This is a genomic window from Serratia sp. 201 (assembly GCF_037027545.1).
Classification (GTDB): Bacteria; Pseudomonadota; Gammaproteobacteria; order Enterobacterales; family Enterobacteriaceae; genus Serratia; species Serratia bockelmannii.
This window is the reverse complement of sequence record NZ_JAXCHC010000002.1, coordinates 63424-78798: the sequence shown is the minus strand read 5'-3', so window position 1 is coordinate 78798 and position 15375 is coordinate 63424. Positions and strand designations below refer to the sequence as shown.

At 59.3% G+C, this 15375-nt stretch carries 16 protein-coding genes; 4 read left to right on the top strand and 12 right to left on the bottom strand.

Features of this window, described 5'->3' with window-relative positions:
- Nucleotide 1 precedes the first annotated feature (1 nt).
- Both WA302_RS08655 and murQ read right to left on the bottom strand, forming a co-directional pair.
- Nucleotides 2-1369 carry a PTS transporter subunit EIIC gene (locus WA302_RS08655; protein WP_025303939.1) on the bottom strand — a complete coding sequence of 456 codons (1368 nt, stop codon included), beginning with the start codon at nucleotides 1367-1369 and terminating at the stop codon, nucleotides 2-4.
- Nucleotides 1370-1387: 18 nt separating this feature from the next.
- Nucleotides 1388-2281 (bottom strand): N-acetylmuramic acid 6-phosphate etherase, encoded by an 894-nt coding sequence (gene murQ / locus WA302_RS08650; RefSeq protein WP_049209567.1) that lies wholly within the window; start codon nucleotides 2279-2281, stop codon nucleotides 1388-1390.
- 167 nt (nucleotides 2282-2448) lie between these two features.
- On the opposite strand from murQ, the gene WA302_RS08645 reads away from it, so the two are divergent.
- The 3 genes from WA302_RS08645 (at nucleotide 2449) to WA302_RS08635 (ending at nucleotide 5337) form a co-directional block, all read left to right on the top strand.
- Nucleotides 2449-3297 carry a MurR/RpiR family transcriptional regulator gene (locus WA302_RS08645; protein ID WP_016929788.1) on the top strand — a complete coding sequence of 283 codons (849 nt, stop codon included), beginning with the start codon at nucleotides 2449-2451 and terminating at the stop codon, nucleotides 3295-3297.
- 143 nt (nucleotides 3298-3440) lie between these two features.
- Nucleotides 3441-4985, top strand: coding sequence for a phosphoethanolamine transferase (locus WA302_RS08640; protein ID WP_195904405.1), 1545 nt, complete (start codon nucleotides 3441-3443; stop codon nucleotides 4983-4985).
- Nucleotides 4986-5076: 91 nt separating this feature from the next.
- Nucleotides 5077-5337 carry a YfhL family 4Fe-4S dicluster ferredoxin gene (locus tag WA302_RS08635; protein WP_025303942.1) on the top strand — a complete coding sequence of 87 codons (261 nt, stop codon included), beginning with the start codon at nucleotides 5077-5079 and terminating at the stop codon, nucleotides 5335-5337.
- A gap of 44 nt (nucleotides 5338-5381) precedes the next feature.
- Here the strand turns inward: WA302_RS08635 and acpS are convergent, their stop codons facing one another.
- From acpS to lepA, 7 genes are all read right to left on the bottom strand, one after another.
- Nucleotides 5382-5762: a holo-ACP synthase gene (acpS, locus tag WA302_RS08630; RefSeq protein ID WP_004929169.1), complete on the bottom strand. Its 381-nt coding sequence runs from the start codon at nucleotides 5760-5762 to the stop codon at nucleotides 5382-5384.
- On the bottom strand, nucleotides 5762-6493 hold the full coding sequence (gene pdxJ, locus WA302_RS08625; protein ID WP_025303943.1) for a pyridoxine 5'-phosphate synthase: 732 nt from the start codon (nucleotides 6491-6493) through the stop codon (nucleotides 5762-5764). The genes acpS and pdxJ overlap by 1 nt, the downstream gene beginning before the upstream one ends.
- A 71-nt stretch (nucleotides 6494-6564) precedes the next feature.
- A complete protein-coding gene (gene recO, locus WA302_RS08620) occupies nucleotides 6565-7296 on the bottom strand; it encodes a DNA repair protein RecO (RefSeq protein ID WP_004929165.1) in 732 nt (243 codons plus the stop codon).
- Between the two features lie 6 nt (nucleotides 7297-7302).
- Nucleotides 7303-8211, bottom strand: a complete 909-nt coding sequence (era, locus tag WA302_RS08615; RefSeq protein ID WP_025303944.1) for a GTPase Era — start codon at nucleotides 8209-8211, stop codon at nucleotides 7303-7305.
- Nucleotides 8208-8888, bottom strand: a complete 681-nt coding sequence (gene rnc / locus WA302_RS08610) for a ribonuclease III (RefSeq protein WP_004929158.1) — start codon at nucleotides 8886-8888, stop codon at nucleotides 8208-8210. Before rnc ends, era begins: the two co-directional genes overlap by 4 nt.
- A gap of 235 nt (nucleotides 8889-9123) precedes the next feature.
- Nucleotides 9124-10101, bottom strand: coding sequence for a signal peptidase I (gene lepB / locus WA302_RS08605; protein WP_015378805.1), 978 nt, complete (start codon nucleotides 10099-10101; stop codon nucleotides 9124-9126).
- Nucleotides 10102-10133: 32 nt separating this feature from the next.
- Nucleotides 10134-11933 (bottom strand): translation elongation factor 4, encoded by a 1800-nt coding sequence (gene lepA, locus WA302_RS08600; RefSeq protein WP_336063557.1) that lies wholly within the window; start codon nucleotides 11931-11933, stop codon nucleotides 10134-10136.
- Nucleotides 11934-12452: 519 nt separating this feature from the next.
- Between lepA and WA302_RS08595 the strand changes: the two genes are divergently transcribed.
- Complete coding sequence (locus WA302_RS08595; protein ID WP_025303946.1) at nucleotides 12453-13289, top strand: hypothetical protein; 837 nt, start codon at nucleotides 12453-12455, stop codon at nucleotides 13287-13289.
- On the opposite strand, the gene rseC is transcribed toward WA302_RS08595, so the two are convergent.
- The 3 genes from rseC to rseA are packed head-to-tail and all read right to left on the bottom strand — an operon-like array spanning nucleotide 13286 to nucleotide 15371.
- On the bottom strand, nucleotides 13286-13762 hold the full coding sequence (gene rseC, locus WA302_RS08590; protein ID WP_025303947.1) for a SoxR-reducing system protein RseC: 477 nt from the start codon (nucleotides 13760-13762) through the stop codon (nucleotides 13286-13288). The two genes, WA302_RS08595 and rseC, sit on opposite strands and share 4 nt — an antisense overlap.
- Complete coding sequence (gene rseB, locus WA302_RS08585) at nucleotides 13762-14718, bottom strand: sigma-E factor regulatory protein RseB (RefSeq protein ID WP_025303948.1); 957 nt, start codon at nucleotides 14716-14718, stop codon at nucleotides 13762-13764. The genes rseC and rseB overlap by 1 nt, the downstream gene beginning before the upstream one ends.
- On the bottom strand, nucleotides 14718-15371 hold the full coding sequence (gene rseA / locus WA302_RS08580; protein ID WP_336063556.1) for an anti-sigma-E factor RseA: 654 nt from the start codon (nucleotides 15369-15371) through the stop codon (nucleotides 14718-14720). The genes rseB and rseA overlap by 1 nt, the downstream gene beginning before the upstream one ends.
- Nucleotides 15372-15375: the final 4 nt, after the last annotated feature.

The window sequence follows — 15375 nt, the reverse complement described above, 5'->3', positions numbered from 1 at the left end:
GCTACTCCTCGGGATCGTTGAACCCCATCATCCAGGTGAAGAGAAAACCGGCGATAATCGTAATCAGCATCCCCGCCAGATACAACATCACCTTACCTGAGACGATGGTCAACGCCAAAGGCAGCCCCGAAATGCCGAAGGTGATGACCGTCGCCACCTTCCAGTAGCTGATCAGCGCGCCGCCGACCGCCCCGCCGAGGCAGGCGCCGATAAACGGCCGCCCCAGCGGCAGCGTCACCCCGAAGATCAGCGGCTCGCCGATGCCGAGAATGCCGACCGGCAACGCCCCTTTGATCACCTTCTTCAGCCGCGCATTGCGGGTTTTCAACAGCACCGCCAGCGCCGCCCCCACCTGACCGACGCCGGCCATCGCCAGGATCGGCAGCAGCGGGTTGGAACCGTGCGCCTGCACCAGCTCGACGTGGATCGGCACCAGCCCCTGATGCAGGCCGGAGAGCACCAGCGGCAGGAACAGCCCCGAGAGCAGCGCCCCCACCAGCAACCCGCCCTTGTCGATCGCCAGATTGGCGCCGTGGGCGATGGCATCGGAAATAACCCCCCCGACCGGCTGCAGGATCAGGATCGCCAACGAGGCGGTGACCAGCGTGGTCAGCAGTGGGTTAAGGATCAGTTCGACCGACTCCGGCAACAGCGTACGCAGGCGTTTCTCCACCCAGCACATCAACGCCACCACCAGCAGCACGGCGATCACCCCGCCGCGCCCCGGCTGCAGCGCCTCGCCGAACAACGTGATCTGCGCCAGCGCAGGGCTGGAGAGGATCCCGGCCATCACGCCGCCCATCGCCTGTGAGCCGCCGAACACCCGCGCGGCGTTCACTCCAACCAGAATGTTCATGATGGCGAATACCGCGCTGCCGAATATCGCCAGCAGCCCCAGCACGTTCGGGTAGTCCACGGCCAACTGACCGGCGATGTCGGGCCGTTTCAGCAGGTTGATGATGCCGGTGATCAGCCCCGAGGCGATAAACGCCGGGATCAGCGGAATAAAAACGTCGGCCAGCTTTTTCAGCGCGCCGCTCATCGGCGCAGCGTATTTTTGCTTAGCCTGCGCCTTGGTGCGGGCGGCGTCACCGACGGCGGCAGCGGGCTGTGCATTGCCGCTCAACAGCCCGCGCATGGCGTCCACCACCTTGGCGGCGGCGCCCGGGCCGACGATAAACTGATGCTGCTCACCCTGTTTGATATAGCCCTTCACGCCGGGCAGCTGCTTGAGGGCGGCCAGGTCCAGACGCTGCTCGTCGCTGACCTCAACGCGCACCCGCGTCATGCAGTTCTCCAGTTTGAGGATATTGCCCTCGCCCCCCACACCCGCCAAGATCTGTGTCGCCAATGCCGTTGTCTTGTCCATCGCCACCCCCACCGTGAATTAACGCGCCAACGCCGCGCGCAGGTAGCCGTCGTGCCGCTGCAGCCGCTGCTGCGCCTCTTCGGCGCTGACGCCGGCCAAGATCATCAGGATCGCCGGTTTAACCTCAAAACCGGTCTGCGCCAGCGCCGCCTCCGCCTGAGCGCGTTCGGCGCCGGTGGCCTCCACCACGATGCGGCAGGCGCGATCCACCAGTTTGACGTTGGTGGCCTTCACATCCACCATCAGGTTCTGGTAGACCTTACCCAGCTTGACCATCGCGCCGGTCGACAGCATGTTGAGCACCAGTTTCTGCGCGGTGCCGGATTTCAGGCGCGTCGAACCGGTCAGCGCCTCTGGCCCCACCACCGGCGAAATCGCCACCTGCGCTTCGTGCGCAATCGGCGAATCCGGGTTGCAGGAGATGGCCGCCGTCGGGCAGCCCAGCCCGCGTGCATAGCGCAGTGCGCCAATCACATAAGGCGTGCGCCCGGAGGCCGCCAACCCCACCACCATATCGACGGCGGTGAGGTTCAGCGCCCGGAGATCGGCTTCGCCCAGGGCCTCGTCGTCTTCCGCCCCCTCCACCGCTTTGAGCAGCGCGCCCGGCCCGCCGGCGATCAGCCCCACCACCACGCCGTGCGGCACGCCGAAGGTCGGCGGGCACTCGGAGGCATCCAATACGCCCAGGCGGCCGCTGGTGCCGGCGCCCAAATAAATCAGCCGGCCGCCGGCCTTCAGCGCCGCCGCAGCCAAATCGACCGCCTGCGCAATCGCCGGCAGCACCTTTTCAATCGCCTCCGGCACCTTGCGGTCTTCCTGGTTAAAGCAGCGGACCATGTCCAGCGTCGACATCTCATCCAGCCCCATAGTGGCCGGGTTGCGGGTTTCCGATACCAGTGCGCCTAAGTTCATCTGTTCACCTTTGAATTTTTAATTCACAAAACTTAATCAATATTTGAATATTTTATTCAACAAAGCGAGCGCTATTTGCTATTTTAACGGTGAGCTCACAAAAATTTTCACCGCGCGTTTTCGCCCTCTGCATGGCAAAATGGCCGCTGGTTTCCAGGGAAAGAACAATGAGTACCCTTCTGCGCATTCGCCAGATGTATCCGACACTGGCGCAAAACGACCGTAAGCTGGCGGACTTTCTGCTGAATAACGCCGAGCAGGCGCGCCATCTCAGCTCGCAAAAGCTGGCCCAGTTGGCCGGCATCAGCCAGTCGAGCGTGGTCAAGTTCGCCCAAAAACTGGGCTATAAAGGTTTCCCGGCGCTGAAGCTGGCGCTGAGCGAGACGCTGGCCCAGCCGCAGGCAGAACCGGTAGTGACCGTTCACAACCACATCCTCAGCAGCGACACGCTGAAAACCGTCGGTGAAAAGCTATTGGCGGAAAAGCAGGCGGCGCTGCGCGCGACGCTGGACATCAACAGCGAAGAGCGGCTGCATCAGGCGCTGGACATGCTGCGCCAGGCGCGCCGGGTGATGCTGATCGGCATCGGCGCCTCCGGGCTGGTGGCCAAGGATTTTTCCTTCAAGCTGCTGAAAATCGGCGTGATGGCGGTGGCCGAAGCGGACATGCACGTCCAGCTGGCGGCGGTGCAGGCGCTGGACAAACGCGATCTGCTGCTGGCCATCTCCTTCAGCGGCGAACGGCGTGAAATCAATCTGGCGGCGGAAGAGGCGCGCCAGGCCGGCGCCAGAGTGCTGGCGCTGACCAGCTTCTCGCCCAATGGTCTGCAGCAGCGCGCGGACCACTGCCTCTATACCATCGCCGAAGAGCCCCATACCCGCAGCGCGGCCATCTCCTCCAGCACCGCCCAGTTCGCCCTCACCGACCTGCTGTTTATGGCATTGATCCAGCACGATCTCGATCATGCCCGCGATCGCATCAAGCACAGCGAACAGTTAATGAAAAAGTTGGTTTGACGCGTATAATGGCGGCCGATAAAACGCCGCCAGTTCAATTATTTCCCTTCTCTGCATTCGAAAAATAATGTGCGGGCGGTGACCTGCTCAATTATCGATCAATAATTGGGCGTGCATGGAAAGCATTATTTAACGATACCATTATGAATACACACACTGTTATTTTAGATAAGTTACGGCATTCCGTGACGCATCCGATTCTGCGTACCTTTTTGCTCTATATCATTACTGCATTGATTCTAATCAAGGCGATGGGATACAGCGGTGGAAAAGGTATTGATATTCTTTTTATTGCGCTTACTTTGCTATTATTATCTATTCATTCGCTTACCCGATACGGCCTGATTATTCCGTTTATTCTGCTGTGCGCGCTGTATGCGCCGGTCGGGGCCATTTACGGTACCCCTTCCGCTGCCGTGATGTCCGCCCTGTTGCAAACCAACCTCATAGAAGCGAGGGAGTTTTTGCAGACCCTGCCGGCCAGTTGTTATCTGCTGCCCGCCGCCATTCTGGTTATGCTGGCCATTCTCGGCCTATTTATTTGGCGGCAAGCCATTTCAAAAAAAACTATACTTCCCTTGCTAGCCCTGCTGATGGTTATCATTATCGCCAGAGCCTTCAATGGCGGTGTGGCGAATCTTAAATTGCCTGACTTCTTTTTATCCCTCTACTCGGCTTACCATCAATACCAACAGCAGGTTGATGAATTAAGTGCCGGTGCTACAACACCGGATACTTGGTCAATAACCGCAGGCGCACCGACGAATGAAAACTATGTCATTATCGTCGGCGAAAGTATGCGCAAAGATCATATGTCCTTATTTGGTTATCCGGTGTCCACTACGCCGTTTCTGGATAATGCCAATGGACGATTTTACAGCAATTATATTTCCACTGCGCCAAATACGTTCGAATCGCTTCCTCGCACGCTGGCTTTGAGCAACGGCCACAACATTGCCATCGGAGATAATATCATCACCCTGGCAAAAGCCGCCGGTCTCAAAACCCACTGGCTGTCCAATCAGGGCATGTTCGGACAATTCGATACGCCGGTATCAAAAATCGCCATGTTCAGCGATAGCCATTATTTCCTGAAGAAAGGCGACTTCCAATCGCGCAATACCGATGACGATGCGCTGCTGCCGATATTTGACCCATTATTGCGTCGCCAGGGACAAGGCAATCTGTATGTGCTGCATCTGATGGGCTCGCACGCCGACTTTTGCGAGCGGCTTAACGGCGAACCGCCGAGCGTCGAGTCGCCGAATAAGGAACTGGCCTGCTATCTCTCTACCTACCGCAAGACCGACCGTTTTATCGAGCAGGTTTATCACAGCCTGAAACAGAGTGGCACACCGTTTAAACTGTTCTATTTCTCCGATCACGGCCTTTCCCACAAGGATATCGGCGGTGGGCGTTCTTTACGCCACAGCGGCGATACCCGGCAGAATTACCAGGTGCCGTTGCTGGTGCTGAGCGATCGCGACCAACAGCACCAGATCATTGATGATCCCTTAAGCGCGTTCGATTTTATCGGGTTGTTTGCCCAAGAGGCGGGAATACGGATTGCCCATCCCGAAGTGATGCCTACGATACGTATCGCAGATGCAGATAAACGCTGGGTGTTTGACGGGCAGAGAATGGTTGATTTCGATCAGTTGGCTGACGATCCGCCTGAGTTACCCTAAGCGGTAAGATGACGAAAAAGTGCCCGTTGCGCGGCGATTCTATGATAGATTGCGCGCCAGCCCGAGCACACCGATGGAAAGATAACTGACAATGGCACTGCTGATTACCAAGAAATGCATCAACTGCGACATGTGCGAGCCGGAATGCCCGAACCAGGCAATTTCGATGGGCGATGAAATTTATCAGATAGATACCGACCGCTGCACCGAGTGCGTCGGCCATTACGATACGCCGACCTGTCAGCAGGTCTGCCCGATCGACAACACCATCATTACCGATCCGCAGCACCGCGAGAGCAACGAACAGCTGTGGGACAAGTTCGTGGTGTTGCACCACGCCGATCGCATTTAATCGCCGCAGGACTGACAAGGGCGCCATAGGCGCCCTTTCTCTTTTCAGCTTTCGACGATCACCGTCGCGCAGGCATAACGCCGCTCGTCGGCCAGCGAAACGTGGATCGCGGTGACCCCCATCTCCCCCGCCAGCTCGGCGGCGCGGCCGTGCAAACGAATATTCGGCTTGCCCAGCGCATCGTTGAACACTTCGAATTGATTGAACGCCAGGCCGTTGCGAATGCCGGTACCGAACGCCTTGGCAGCGGCCTCTTTCACGGCGAAACGTTTGGCCAGAAAGCGAATCGGCTGCTGGTGCTGCTGATACAGCGCCCACTCGGCGTCGCTCAGCACGCGGCGCGCCAGACGATCGCCGCTGCGCTCCACCACCGCTTCGATACGCGCCATCTCGACGATGTCGGTACCCAGCCCGAGCACCGCCATTACCGGCGCGCTTCCCGCATCAGCACTTTCATGTCGGCAACCGCGGCCGGCAGCCCGCTCATCACCGCCTGGCCGATAATCGCATGGCCGATGTTCAGCTCGTGCATTTCCGGCAGCGCGGCGATCGGCTGCACGTTGTGATAGGTCAGGCCGTGGCCGGCGTTGACCTTCAGCCCCTTCTCGGCCGCGTAGGCGGCGGCGACCGCGATGCGGCGCAGCTCGGCCTGTACCGCCAGCTCGCCCTGCGCTTCGGCGTAGGCACCGGTGTGGATTTCGATATACGGGGCGCCCACCGCCACCGCCGCGTCGATTTGGCGATGATCGGGATCGATGAACAGCGAGACCAAAATGCCCGCCTGCGCCAGGCGCTCAACCGCCACGCTCATTTTGTCCAGCTGACCGGCGACGTCCAGGCCGCCTTCGGTGGTCACTTCTTCGCGTTTTTCCGGCACCAGGCAGCAGAAATGCGGCTTCAGCTCAATGGCGATATCCAGCATCTCGTCGGTCACCGCCATCTCCAGATTCATGCGCGTCTGGATGGTCTGGCGCAGCAAGCGCACGTCGCGGTCGGTGATGTGGCGGCGGTCTTCGCGCAGATGCACGGTAATGCCGTCGGCCCCCGCCTGTTCGGCAATGAATGCCGCCTGAACCGGATCCGGGTATTGGGTTCCGCGCGCGTTACGTAACGTGGCGATGTGATCGATATTGACGCCCAGCAACAAATCAGCCATGACAACCTCTAAATACGATTTTCAGTGTCAGCAGTTTACACGCGGGCGCAGGGCGGCAAAAGGGGAAAAGGTCAGGCGTCGTCGACCGGCGTATTCGGCTGTTTGCGCACAAACTGGCGGAACAGTTCACGGCTCTTCAACGGCTTGCCGCCGAGGTAGGGTTTCAGCGCCATGCGGGTGAAACGCTTGGCGGCGCGCAGCGTCTCGGCATCGGGAAACTGACGCTCCGCCAACGCGCGCAGTTCGCGCCCGGTGAAGCTGTAGTGATCCACCACCAGGCTGGCGATAAAGCCCTTCTCTTCGCGGTAGCGGTAGGTCATGGCATCATCCACCGGCAGGCCGCTGCCGGCGCAGTGCAGGAAATCGAGGCCGTAACCCAGGTGGTGCAACAGGGCCAGCTCGAACTGACGCAGCGCCTGTTCCGGCGAACTGTCTTCCGCCGCCAGCGCCTGCAGGCATTGCAGGTAGTCGAAGAACAGCACCGAGTAGTTGGTTTCCTGCTCCAGCACGCGCGCCAGCAGCTCGTTCACATACAGGCCGCTGTAGAGCATCATGCCGCTGAGGGGTAAACCAAGGGAGACCGCTTCGGCGTTGCGCAGCGTTTTCACTTCGCCACGCCCGCCCCAGCGCACTAACAGGGGGGTAAAGGGCTGCAGGCAACCCTTCAGATTGGAGCGGCGGCTGCGCGCGCCTTTCGCCAGCAAGCGCACCCGCCCATGACCTTCGGTAAACAGATCCAGCATCAGACTGGTTTCACTGTACGGCCGCCCATGCAGGACGAAAGCGCGCTCCCAGCCGTCCACGGGTCGTTACTTCAGATCGTCAACATAGCCCAGGCTGCGCAGCGCACGTTCGTCGTCCGCCCAACCGGATTTCACTTTCACCCACAGCTCCAGATGCACTTTGGCGTCGAACATCTTTTCCATGTCCTGGCGCGCTTCGATGCCGATGGTTTTGATCTTGGCGCCTTTATTGCCGATGACCATTTTCTTCTGGCCTTCGCGCTCGACCAGGATCAGGCCGTGCACATCGTAACCGCCGCGATCGTTGGCCACGAACTGTTCGATTTCTACCGTCACCGAATATGGCAGCTCTTCGCCCAGGAAACGCATCAGCTTCTCACGGATGATCTCGGACGCCATAAAGCGCTGGGAGCGATCGGTGATGTAGTCTTCCGGGAAGTGGTGTTCCGCTTCCGGCAGCAGCTTGCGCACGATGCCGGCGATGGTGTCGACGTTCATCCCTTTCTCGGCGGAGATAGGCACCACGTCGAGGAAATTCATCTGCTGGCTGAGGAACGCGATGTGCGGCAACAGCTTGGATTTGTCAGTGACGTTATCGACCTTGTTGATCGCCAGCAATACCGGGCAGCGCAGGCTGCGCAGCTTGTTGACCACCATTTCGTCGTCGGCGGTCCAGTTGGTGCCTTCGACCACGAAAATCACCAGTTCGACGTCGCCGATCGAGCTGCTGGCCGCGCGGTTCATCAAACGGTTGATGGCGCGTTTTTCTTCGATGTGCAGCCCAGGGGTATCGACGTAGATCGCCTGATAGGCGCCATCGGTGTCGATGCCCATGATGCGGTGACGGGTCGTCTGCGGCTTACGCGACGTAATGGAAACCTTCTGCCCCAGCAGTTGGTTCAGCAACGTCGATTTGCCCACGTTCGGGCGGCCGACGATGGCGATAAAACCGCAGTGTTGTTTTACTTCACTCATTCAAGCTCCAGCTTTTTCAGCGCTTGTTCCGCTGCCGCCTGCTCGGCTTTACGGCGGCTTGAGCCGGTGCCCACCACGGGCTCGCTCAAACCACTCACCTGGCAGTGGATGGTAAACTCTTGGTCGTGCGCTTCACCGCGAACCTGCACCACCAAATAAGAAGGCAACGGCAGATGACGCCCCTGCAAAAATTCCTGCAAACGGGTTTTCGGGTCTTTCTGCTTATCACCGGGGCTGATTTCGTCCAACCGGCTGCGATACCAGTCCAAAATCAGGCGCTCGACGGTCTGGATGTCGCTGTCCAGGAACACGCCGCCGATCAATGCCTCCACCGTATCCGCCAGGATTGACTCGCGGCGGAACCCACCACTTTTCAATTCGCCCGGCCCAAGCCGCAGACATTCGCCCAGGTCAAACTCGCGTGCCATCTCCGCCAGCGTATTGCCGCGCACCAGCGTGGCGCGCATGCGGCTCATATCGCCCTCGTCTACGCGAGGAAAGCGATGATAGAGCGCATTGGCGATGACAAAGCTCAGAATCGAGTCACCCAGAAACTCAAGACGTTCATTGTGTTTACTGCTGGCGCTGCGGTGAGTCAAAGCCTGCAGTAAAAGCTCCTGCTGTTGAAAAGTGTAGCCCAGCTTCCGCTGCAGCCTGTTTATTACGATGGGGTTCATGAGTTACCAATAGATCAAGAATGCGTCAAAAACTTGCAGCATACGGAACAGGCCTGCTTCGCCGAAAGCCGATCCAAAGCTGTTTCGTTTGCAGTGGCTCCCAGCAGGGGCCAACTTTTTATCGCTCGAGAAAGTATTCTACAACGAGTGGAAACATAATGCTGTGTTTATATCCCCTTAATCTTTCACGCCGCAGTAGGCTGCGGCGTGAAATTAACAGGGAATCAGTCAGCGATTAATGAATACCGCCGATCCGGCTGAAACGCACGCCGGTAGGCCACTCACCTTCCTGTTTTTCAAAGCTCATCCAGATGGCCGTGGCTTTACCCACCAGATTCTTCTCCGGCACAAAGCCCCAGTAACGGCTGTCCGCGCTGTTATCGCGGTTGTCGCCCATCATGAAGTAATGCCCGGCCGGCACCACCCACTCCGCCAGCGGTTTACCCGGCTGTTGGTAGTAAGCGCCCACCCGATCCTGCGCGTCCGGCACGGTCAGGATGCGATGCGTGACGTTGCCGAGGCTTTCCTGGCGCTCACGCATGCGAATACCGCCCGACGGCACGTTATCGTTCAGCGGGATCTGATAGAAGCCGTTGCTGGCCTCGCCCATGCCGCTGCGGCTGAACAGCTGCACGAAGTCGCTCGGCTGCGCATCGGCGTAGGTCACGGCCAGCGCGGTATCGCAGGACTGCCCGCTGTTGCAGGACGGCTGCACCGTGACGCGCTTATTCACCGGATCGTAAGTAATACGGTCGCCCGGCAGGCCAATCACGCGCTTGATATAATCCAGCTTCGGATCCAGCGGATATTTAAATACCGCAATATCGCCACGCTTCGGATGGCCGGTTTCAATGAGCGTAGTCTGGGTAATCGGATCTTTAATGCCGTAGGCATATTTCTCCACCAGAATGAAATCGCCAATCAACAGCGTCGGCATCATTGATCCGGACGGGATCTGGAACGGTTCGTAAATAAACGAGCGCACCACAAAGACCAGCAGCAACACCGGGAAGACCGATGCCCCGGTCTCTACCCAGCCTGGCTGCTTCGCCACTTTCGCCAGCGTTTTATCGTCTACTGCGCCCGCGGTCTGCTCGTTGACCGCCGCAATCTTCGCGCGGCGGGCCGGCGCCCATTTAAAGCGCTCGAAGCACCAGATGATCCCAGTGACCAGGGTGGCCAACGCCAGGATCAGGGCAAACATATTCGCCATGCAAACTCCCTCGTTTCGCGAACTCGTCGCGGTTACTTGCCGTCTTTACCGACGTGCAGAATGGCCAGGAACGCTTCCTGCGGCAGCTCGACGTTGCCGACCTGCTTCATGCGCTTCTTACCGTCTTTCTGTTTCTGCAGCAGCTTTTTCTTACGGCTGACGTCACCGCCGTAGCATTTCGCCAGCACGTTTTTACGCAGCTGCTTCACGGTGGAGCGCGCGATGATGTGCGTGCCGATCGCCGCCTGAATCGCAATGTCGAACTGCTGACGCGGGATCAACTCTTTCATCTTCTCCACCAGTTCACGGCCGCGGTACTGCGAGTTGTCGCGGTGGGTGATCAGCGCCAGCGCATCCACGCGCTCGTTGTTGATCAGCACGTCCACGCGCACCATGTCGGAGGCCTGGAAACGCTTGAAGTTGTAATCCAGCGACGCATAACCGCGCGACGTGGACTTCAGGCGGTCGAAGAAGTCGAGCACCACTTCCGCCATCGGGATTTCATAGGTCAACGCCACTTGGTTGCCGTGGTAAACCATGTTGGTCTGCACGCCGCGTTTCTCAACGCACAGGGTGATGACGTTGCCCAGGTATTCCTGCGGCATCAGCATGTGACATTCGGCGATCGGCTCGCGCAGTTCCTGGATGTTGTTCAGCGGCGGCAGCTTGGACGGGCTGTCGACGTAGATCACTTCTTTGCCGGTGGTTTCCACTTCGTAGACTACCGTCGGCGCGGTGGTGATCAGATCCAGATCGTATTCACGCTCCAGACGTTCCTGAATGATCTCCATGTGCAGCAGACCGAGGAAGCCGCAGCGGAAGCCGAAGCCCAACGCGGTGGAGCTTTCCGGCTCGTAGAACAGGGACGCGTCATTAAGGCTCAGCTTGCCCAGCGCATCACGGAAAGATTCATAGTCGTCGGAGCTGATTGGGAACAGACCGGCGTACACCTGCGGCTTCACTTTCTTGAAGCCCGGCAGCGCTTTATCCGCCGGCTGACGCGCCTGCGTCAGGGTATCGCCCACCGGCGCGCCGTGGATGTCTTTGATCGCACAGACCAGCCAGCCCACTTCGCCGCAGTTCAGCACGTCGCGATCGACCTGCTTCGGCGTGAAGATACCCAAACGATCGGCGTTATACACCTGGCCGGTGCTCATGACCTTGATCTTGTCGCCCTTGCGCAGCGTGCCGTTCTTGACGCGCACCAGAGACACGACGCCCAGGTAGTTATCGAACCAGGAGTCGATGATCAACGCCTGCAGCGGCGCATCCGGATCGCCCTGCGGCGCAGGAATGTCGCGCACCAGACGCTCCAGTACCTCAGGCACACCGACGCCGGTTTTGGCCGAGCAGCGCACCGCATCGGTAGCGTCGATGCCGACGATGTCTTCAATTTCCTGCGCGGCGCGATCCGGATCGGCGGCCGGCAGGTCGATTTTGTTCAACACCGGCACCACTTCCAGATCCATTTCAATCGCGGTGTAGCAGTTGGCCAGCGTCTGGGCTTCTACGCCCTGACCGGCGTCCACCACCAGCAGCGCGCCTTCGCAGGCCGCCAGCGAGCGGGAGACTTCATAGGAGAAGTCAACGTGGCCAGGGGTGTCGATAAAGTTAAGCTGATAGGTCTGCCCATCCAGCGCTTTATAATCCAGCGTTACGCTCTGCGCCTTGATGGTGATGCCGCGCTCGCGCTCCAGATCCATGGAATCGAGCACCTGCGCAGCCATTTCACGGTCGGACAAGCCACCGCAGATTTGGATAATGCGGTCAGACAGCGTCGACTTACCGTGGTCAATATGGGCAATAATGGAGAAATTTCGTATATGCTTCATTATAAAAGTTTTTCTGCCTTGGTATTTCTGAATTACTCGCCTATAGAAACCCGCATGGACCTAAAGCGACAGTGAATGGGTGAGGCCGTCTTGCACCTGAATCGCTGCATTCTACATGCCACACCACTGAAAACCTAGCGATCGGTGCAGTGAAGGCATTCTATTATGCGCCGCTAAATGTTACAGGTCGCCCCGGCGGGTGAAAACAGATGTTAACGCGGACGATACAGCCTGAACCCGAGGCTTGCCGGTGCTCCGTGGCCATCAAACTCCGGTGCTAATACATAACCGGCCGCAGCGCAATAAACCCCTTCTGAAATTATCGAAAAAGAATATTTGGATCAACCTCTTAGAATTCGATTTTGCCCCACATCCTTTAGGAAAAACCCCATATACGCCACCACCGTCCCTCGGATAGAAAGGGCATGAACTCCGCGACAAAACATTATTCCGGGCACTACATCGGCAGCCCACCGGGGTTCACCAGCATATCTGCGTACGTTGATTGGAAGGTGCATTATGATCGATAAAGGGCAAATGCTGAGCCGGCACGATTTTTCGAAGGTCAACTGGGGCATTCTGGCAGCGGCGGCGCTGCTGTTTAGCGTGGGGGCGGCGCTGTTGGTGCTGCCGCTGCTGAGCAGCATTGACGAGAGCGAGGTCATCACGCTGTTGCAGGCCGGCGCGGGCACGATTTTACTCGGCTGTACGCTGCTGGCGCTGCGGCATTATCTGCGTCCGACGCTGACCTATCGCCTGTACGAGCACGGCGTGCGGGTCTTTGACGACCACCATCACAAAGAGCGTTTCATCCCGTTTGAGAAGATCGGTGATATCTATCGCTTTCGCGGCGGCAAGGCTTTTGGCGGGCTGTTTGACGTCACGGCGTTTCGCACCGGCGCAGATCAGCCCTGGTGCACGGTTTTCAGCAATATCGCCCATTCGTGGCGGTTGGCGGACGTGATCGTCGACCAACAGCTGCAACAGCGCGGGCCGCTGGCGTTGAATGCGCTCTATCAAGGGGAGACGGTGTCGTTTCACACCGTTGAGGGCGACGCGCGCTGGCTGTGGCAGCTGCTGCTCGGCAAGCGGCAAGGCACGCCGACCGAAACGCTGCGGCTGAGCGCCACCTTGCTGACGACTGAACGGGGAAACGTGCCGATCGAGCAGATCCGCACCTTGGAAAACCATCCGCAGCGCGGCATCCGCTTGCTCGACGGCCAGGGAAATCTGCTGTTCGCGATTAACTACGATTCGCTGCTCAGCGCCGATCTGTTCATCGCGCTGTTGGAGCATATGATCCACAACCGCATCACCGCCTATCACAACCCGGCGATGACGCGACCGTCGGTTTAAATCAGCGGGGAGTTTTCCGCCTGCATGCGCATCGCGGTAGGCGGCAACCCAATCTGCAGCACCACCGGCTGGTAATCGGCCTGCTCACCCAGACGTCGAGCCAAGCGGCGAGCCAGCATAAAGGCCGCCCCGCCGCCCAGTACGGCGCCGACTGCCGCCGAGGCGTCGCTGCCGAAACAATATTGCAGCAACGTGCCGCCCAACATCATGCCCAGCAGCGGCGTCAGGTAAACCAGCATGGCGGAGCGCAGCAGGCTGCCTTCCGCGATGCCGACCTCGACGCGCTGCCCCGGTTCGAGCGGCTGCTCGATATGCACCTGCAGCTGATGCTCGGTTTCCGGCACCAGCTCGTTCAGCGCACGCGCGCCACAGCCGGAGCGCGCGGTGCAGCTGCCGCAGCCGGCCTTGGGTTCACAGCGCAGCAGCGCTACGCCCTGTTGCCACGAAACCACCGTGGCCCACTCTTTCATCATTACGGCGATACCTTGAAAGAAATGCTGTCGGCGATGCGCTTGGCCGTCGCCGGCGGCAATTCGCCCACAATCGTGATTTCGTTGCCCGCGCGCACTTCGGTCTGAATGGTGCGGCGCCCCTGACGGTAGTACTGCTGCCCGGCTCCGCTGCCCGCTGGGCTGACGTTGACCGAGAAGCTGAACAGGCCGTCGCTGTAGAGCCGGGATTCAACCGGCACGGCGACATTCGGCAATTTGCGGCGATTGCGCGCCACCTCGTCCACGCCGGCCGGCAACCAGCCGGTGCTCCAGCTCAGCTGGACGTTTTCCACCGCCGGCAGCGACAGCAGCGGCGGCAGGTTGGCTTTGAGCAGCCCCTGCATCGCGCCCTGTACGTCGGCGCCGACCGCGAAGGAGATCACCCGATATTGCTCCAGCGTTTCGCCGTCGCGATCGAGCAAATCCACCCGCAGCGGCAGCTTGGTGTCTTCGTCCATCCAGACGATGTAACTGTAGCGGGAACCGTCGCGCGCCACTACGCGCAGCACTTCACACGGCCGATCGGCGATGCGGGTGCTGCCCACGGAGATGAAGTCGTAATACTTGGCCAGACGAGTGAAATCGGCATAGACGATCGCCGGCAGCGCATCGACGATGTGATCGCCGGTGAGCGTGAACGGTTCCAGACCGGGTTCGAAGTAGCTGATCCCGCCGCCGCGCTGCAACACTTCGCGACGCGGGCCATCCATATGCAGCAGCTGGCCGAGCGGCACGTTGCCGATCACCGCATGGCGATAGCGCAACGACTCGATTCCCTGCTTGCTGATGCTGATGTAGGCGAGCTCGTAATTGAGAGAACGGCTGGCGCTGCTCATCTGTTGCAATAACGCCCCGGACGCAGTTGGCTGCGCCGGGGCGATGCTGGAATAGAGCAGGCTGCCCGTCAATAAACAAACGGAGAACCAGATTTGCTTCATTACTGCTGTTGCATTCCTAAAGACTGAGTTCCGGGAACCTGAATGGCAGCCTGTTGTGGGTTGCCTTGCTCAAGCTGCAGCTGATCCGAATGCAGGCGACGTTGCAGCTCATAGTCCTGCAGCATGGCGTTGATACGCTTACGCTGTTCCTGCACCTGCTGCTGTTGACCGCTGCCGGTAGAGAAACTGTCGGCAGGCACGCCCAGGCTGACCGGCGAGGCCTGGCCCATGATCGGCAGCGTGGTGAAGGCCGGCGATTCGGACGCGTTCGATGGCGCAGAAGGCTGGTTGTACTGCTGCACGCCGACGATCACCACCAGAGACACGCAGGCCGCCATACCGATTTGCGTAATCTGGCTCGCCCAAGGACGCACTTTGTCCCAGAACGGCATTTTCTGCCAGGTGTGAGGCTGCGGCTGAGATTCCTGAACGGCGGAAGGTACCAGCCGGGCGGGTTCTTTCTCAAGTGCAGCGGCTACGCGATCGGCGATGTCGAGATGCATCACTTGTCCGACATCACCTCGCAGTGTGTCACGTATCAGGTGATAGCTCTGCCAGCTTTGTTGAAGCGTTCGATCTTGCGACAGAGAACTCAACAGCTCGCTGTCGAACGATTCACCATCCATCAGAGCGGAAAGCTTTTCTTTCTGCATGCCT

Coding starts and splice junctions, on each gene's coding strand:
- WA302_RS08655 (WP_025303939.1), bottom strand. CDS start 1,369: ATGGACAAGACAACGGCATTGGCGACACAGATCTTGGCGGGTGTGGGG.
- murQ (WP_049209567.1), bottom strand. CDS start 2,281: ATGAACTTAGGCGCACTGGTATCGGAAACCCGCAACCCGGCCACTATG.
- WA302_RS08645 (WP_016929788.1), top strand. CDS start 2,449: ATGAGTACCCTTCTGCGCATTCGCCAGATGTATCCGACACTGGCGCAA.
- WA302_RS08640 (WP_195904405.1), top strand. CDS start 3,441: ATGAATACACACACTGTTATTTTAGATAAGTTACGGCATTCCGTGACG.
- WA302_RS08635 (WP_025303942.1), top strand. CDS start 5,077: ATGGCACTGCTGATTACCAAGAAATGCATCAACTGCGACATGTGCGAG.
- acpS (WP_004929169.1), bottom strand. CDS start 5,762: ATGGCGGTGCTCGGGCTGGGTACCGACATCGTCGAGATGGCGCGTATC.
- pdxJ (WP_025303943.1), bottom strand. CDS start 6,493: ATGGCTGATTTGTTGCTGGGCGTCAATATCGATCACATCGCCACGTTA.
- era (WP_025303944.1), bottom strand. CDS start 8,211: ATGAGTGAAGTAAAACAACACTGCGGTTTTATCGCCATCGTCGGCCGC.
- rnc (WP_004929158.1), bottom strand. CDS start 8,888: ATGAACCCCATCGTAATAAACAGGCTGCAGCGGAAGCTGGGCTACACT.
- lepB (WP_015378805.1), bottom strand. CDS start 10,101: ATGGCGAATATGTTTGCCCTGATCCTGGCGTTGGCCACCCTGGTCACT.
- lepA (WP_336063557.1), bottom strand. CDS start 11,933: ATGAAGCATATACGAAATTTCTCCATTATTGCCCATATTGACCACGGT.
- WA302_RS08595 (WP_025303946.1), top strand. CDS start 12,453: ATGATCGATAAAGGGCAAATGCTGAGCCGGCACGATTTTTCGAAGGTC.
- rseC (WP_025303947.1), bottom strand. CDS start 13,762: ATGATGAAAGAGTGGGCCACGGTGGTTTCGTGGCAACAGGGCGTAGCG.
- rseB (WP_025303948.1), bottom strand. CDS start 14,718: ATGAAGCAAATCTGGTTCTCCGTTTGTTTATTGACGGGCAGCCTGCTC.
- rseA (WP_336063556.1), bottom strand. CDS start 15,371: ATGCAGAAAGAAAAGCTTTCCGCTCTGATGGATGGTGAATCGTTCGAC.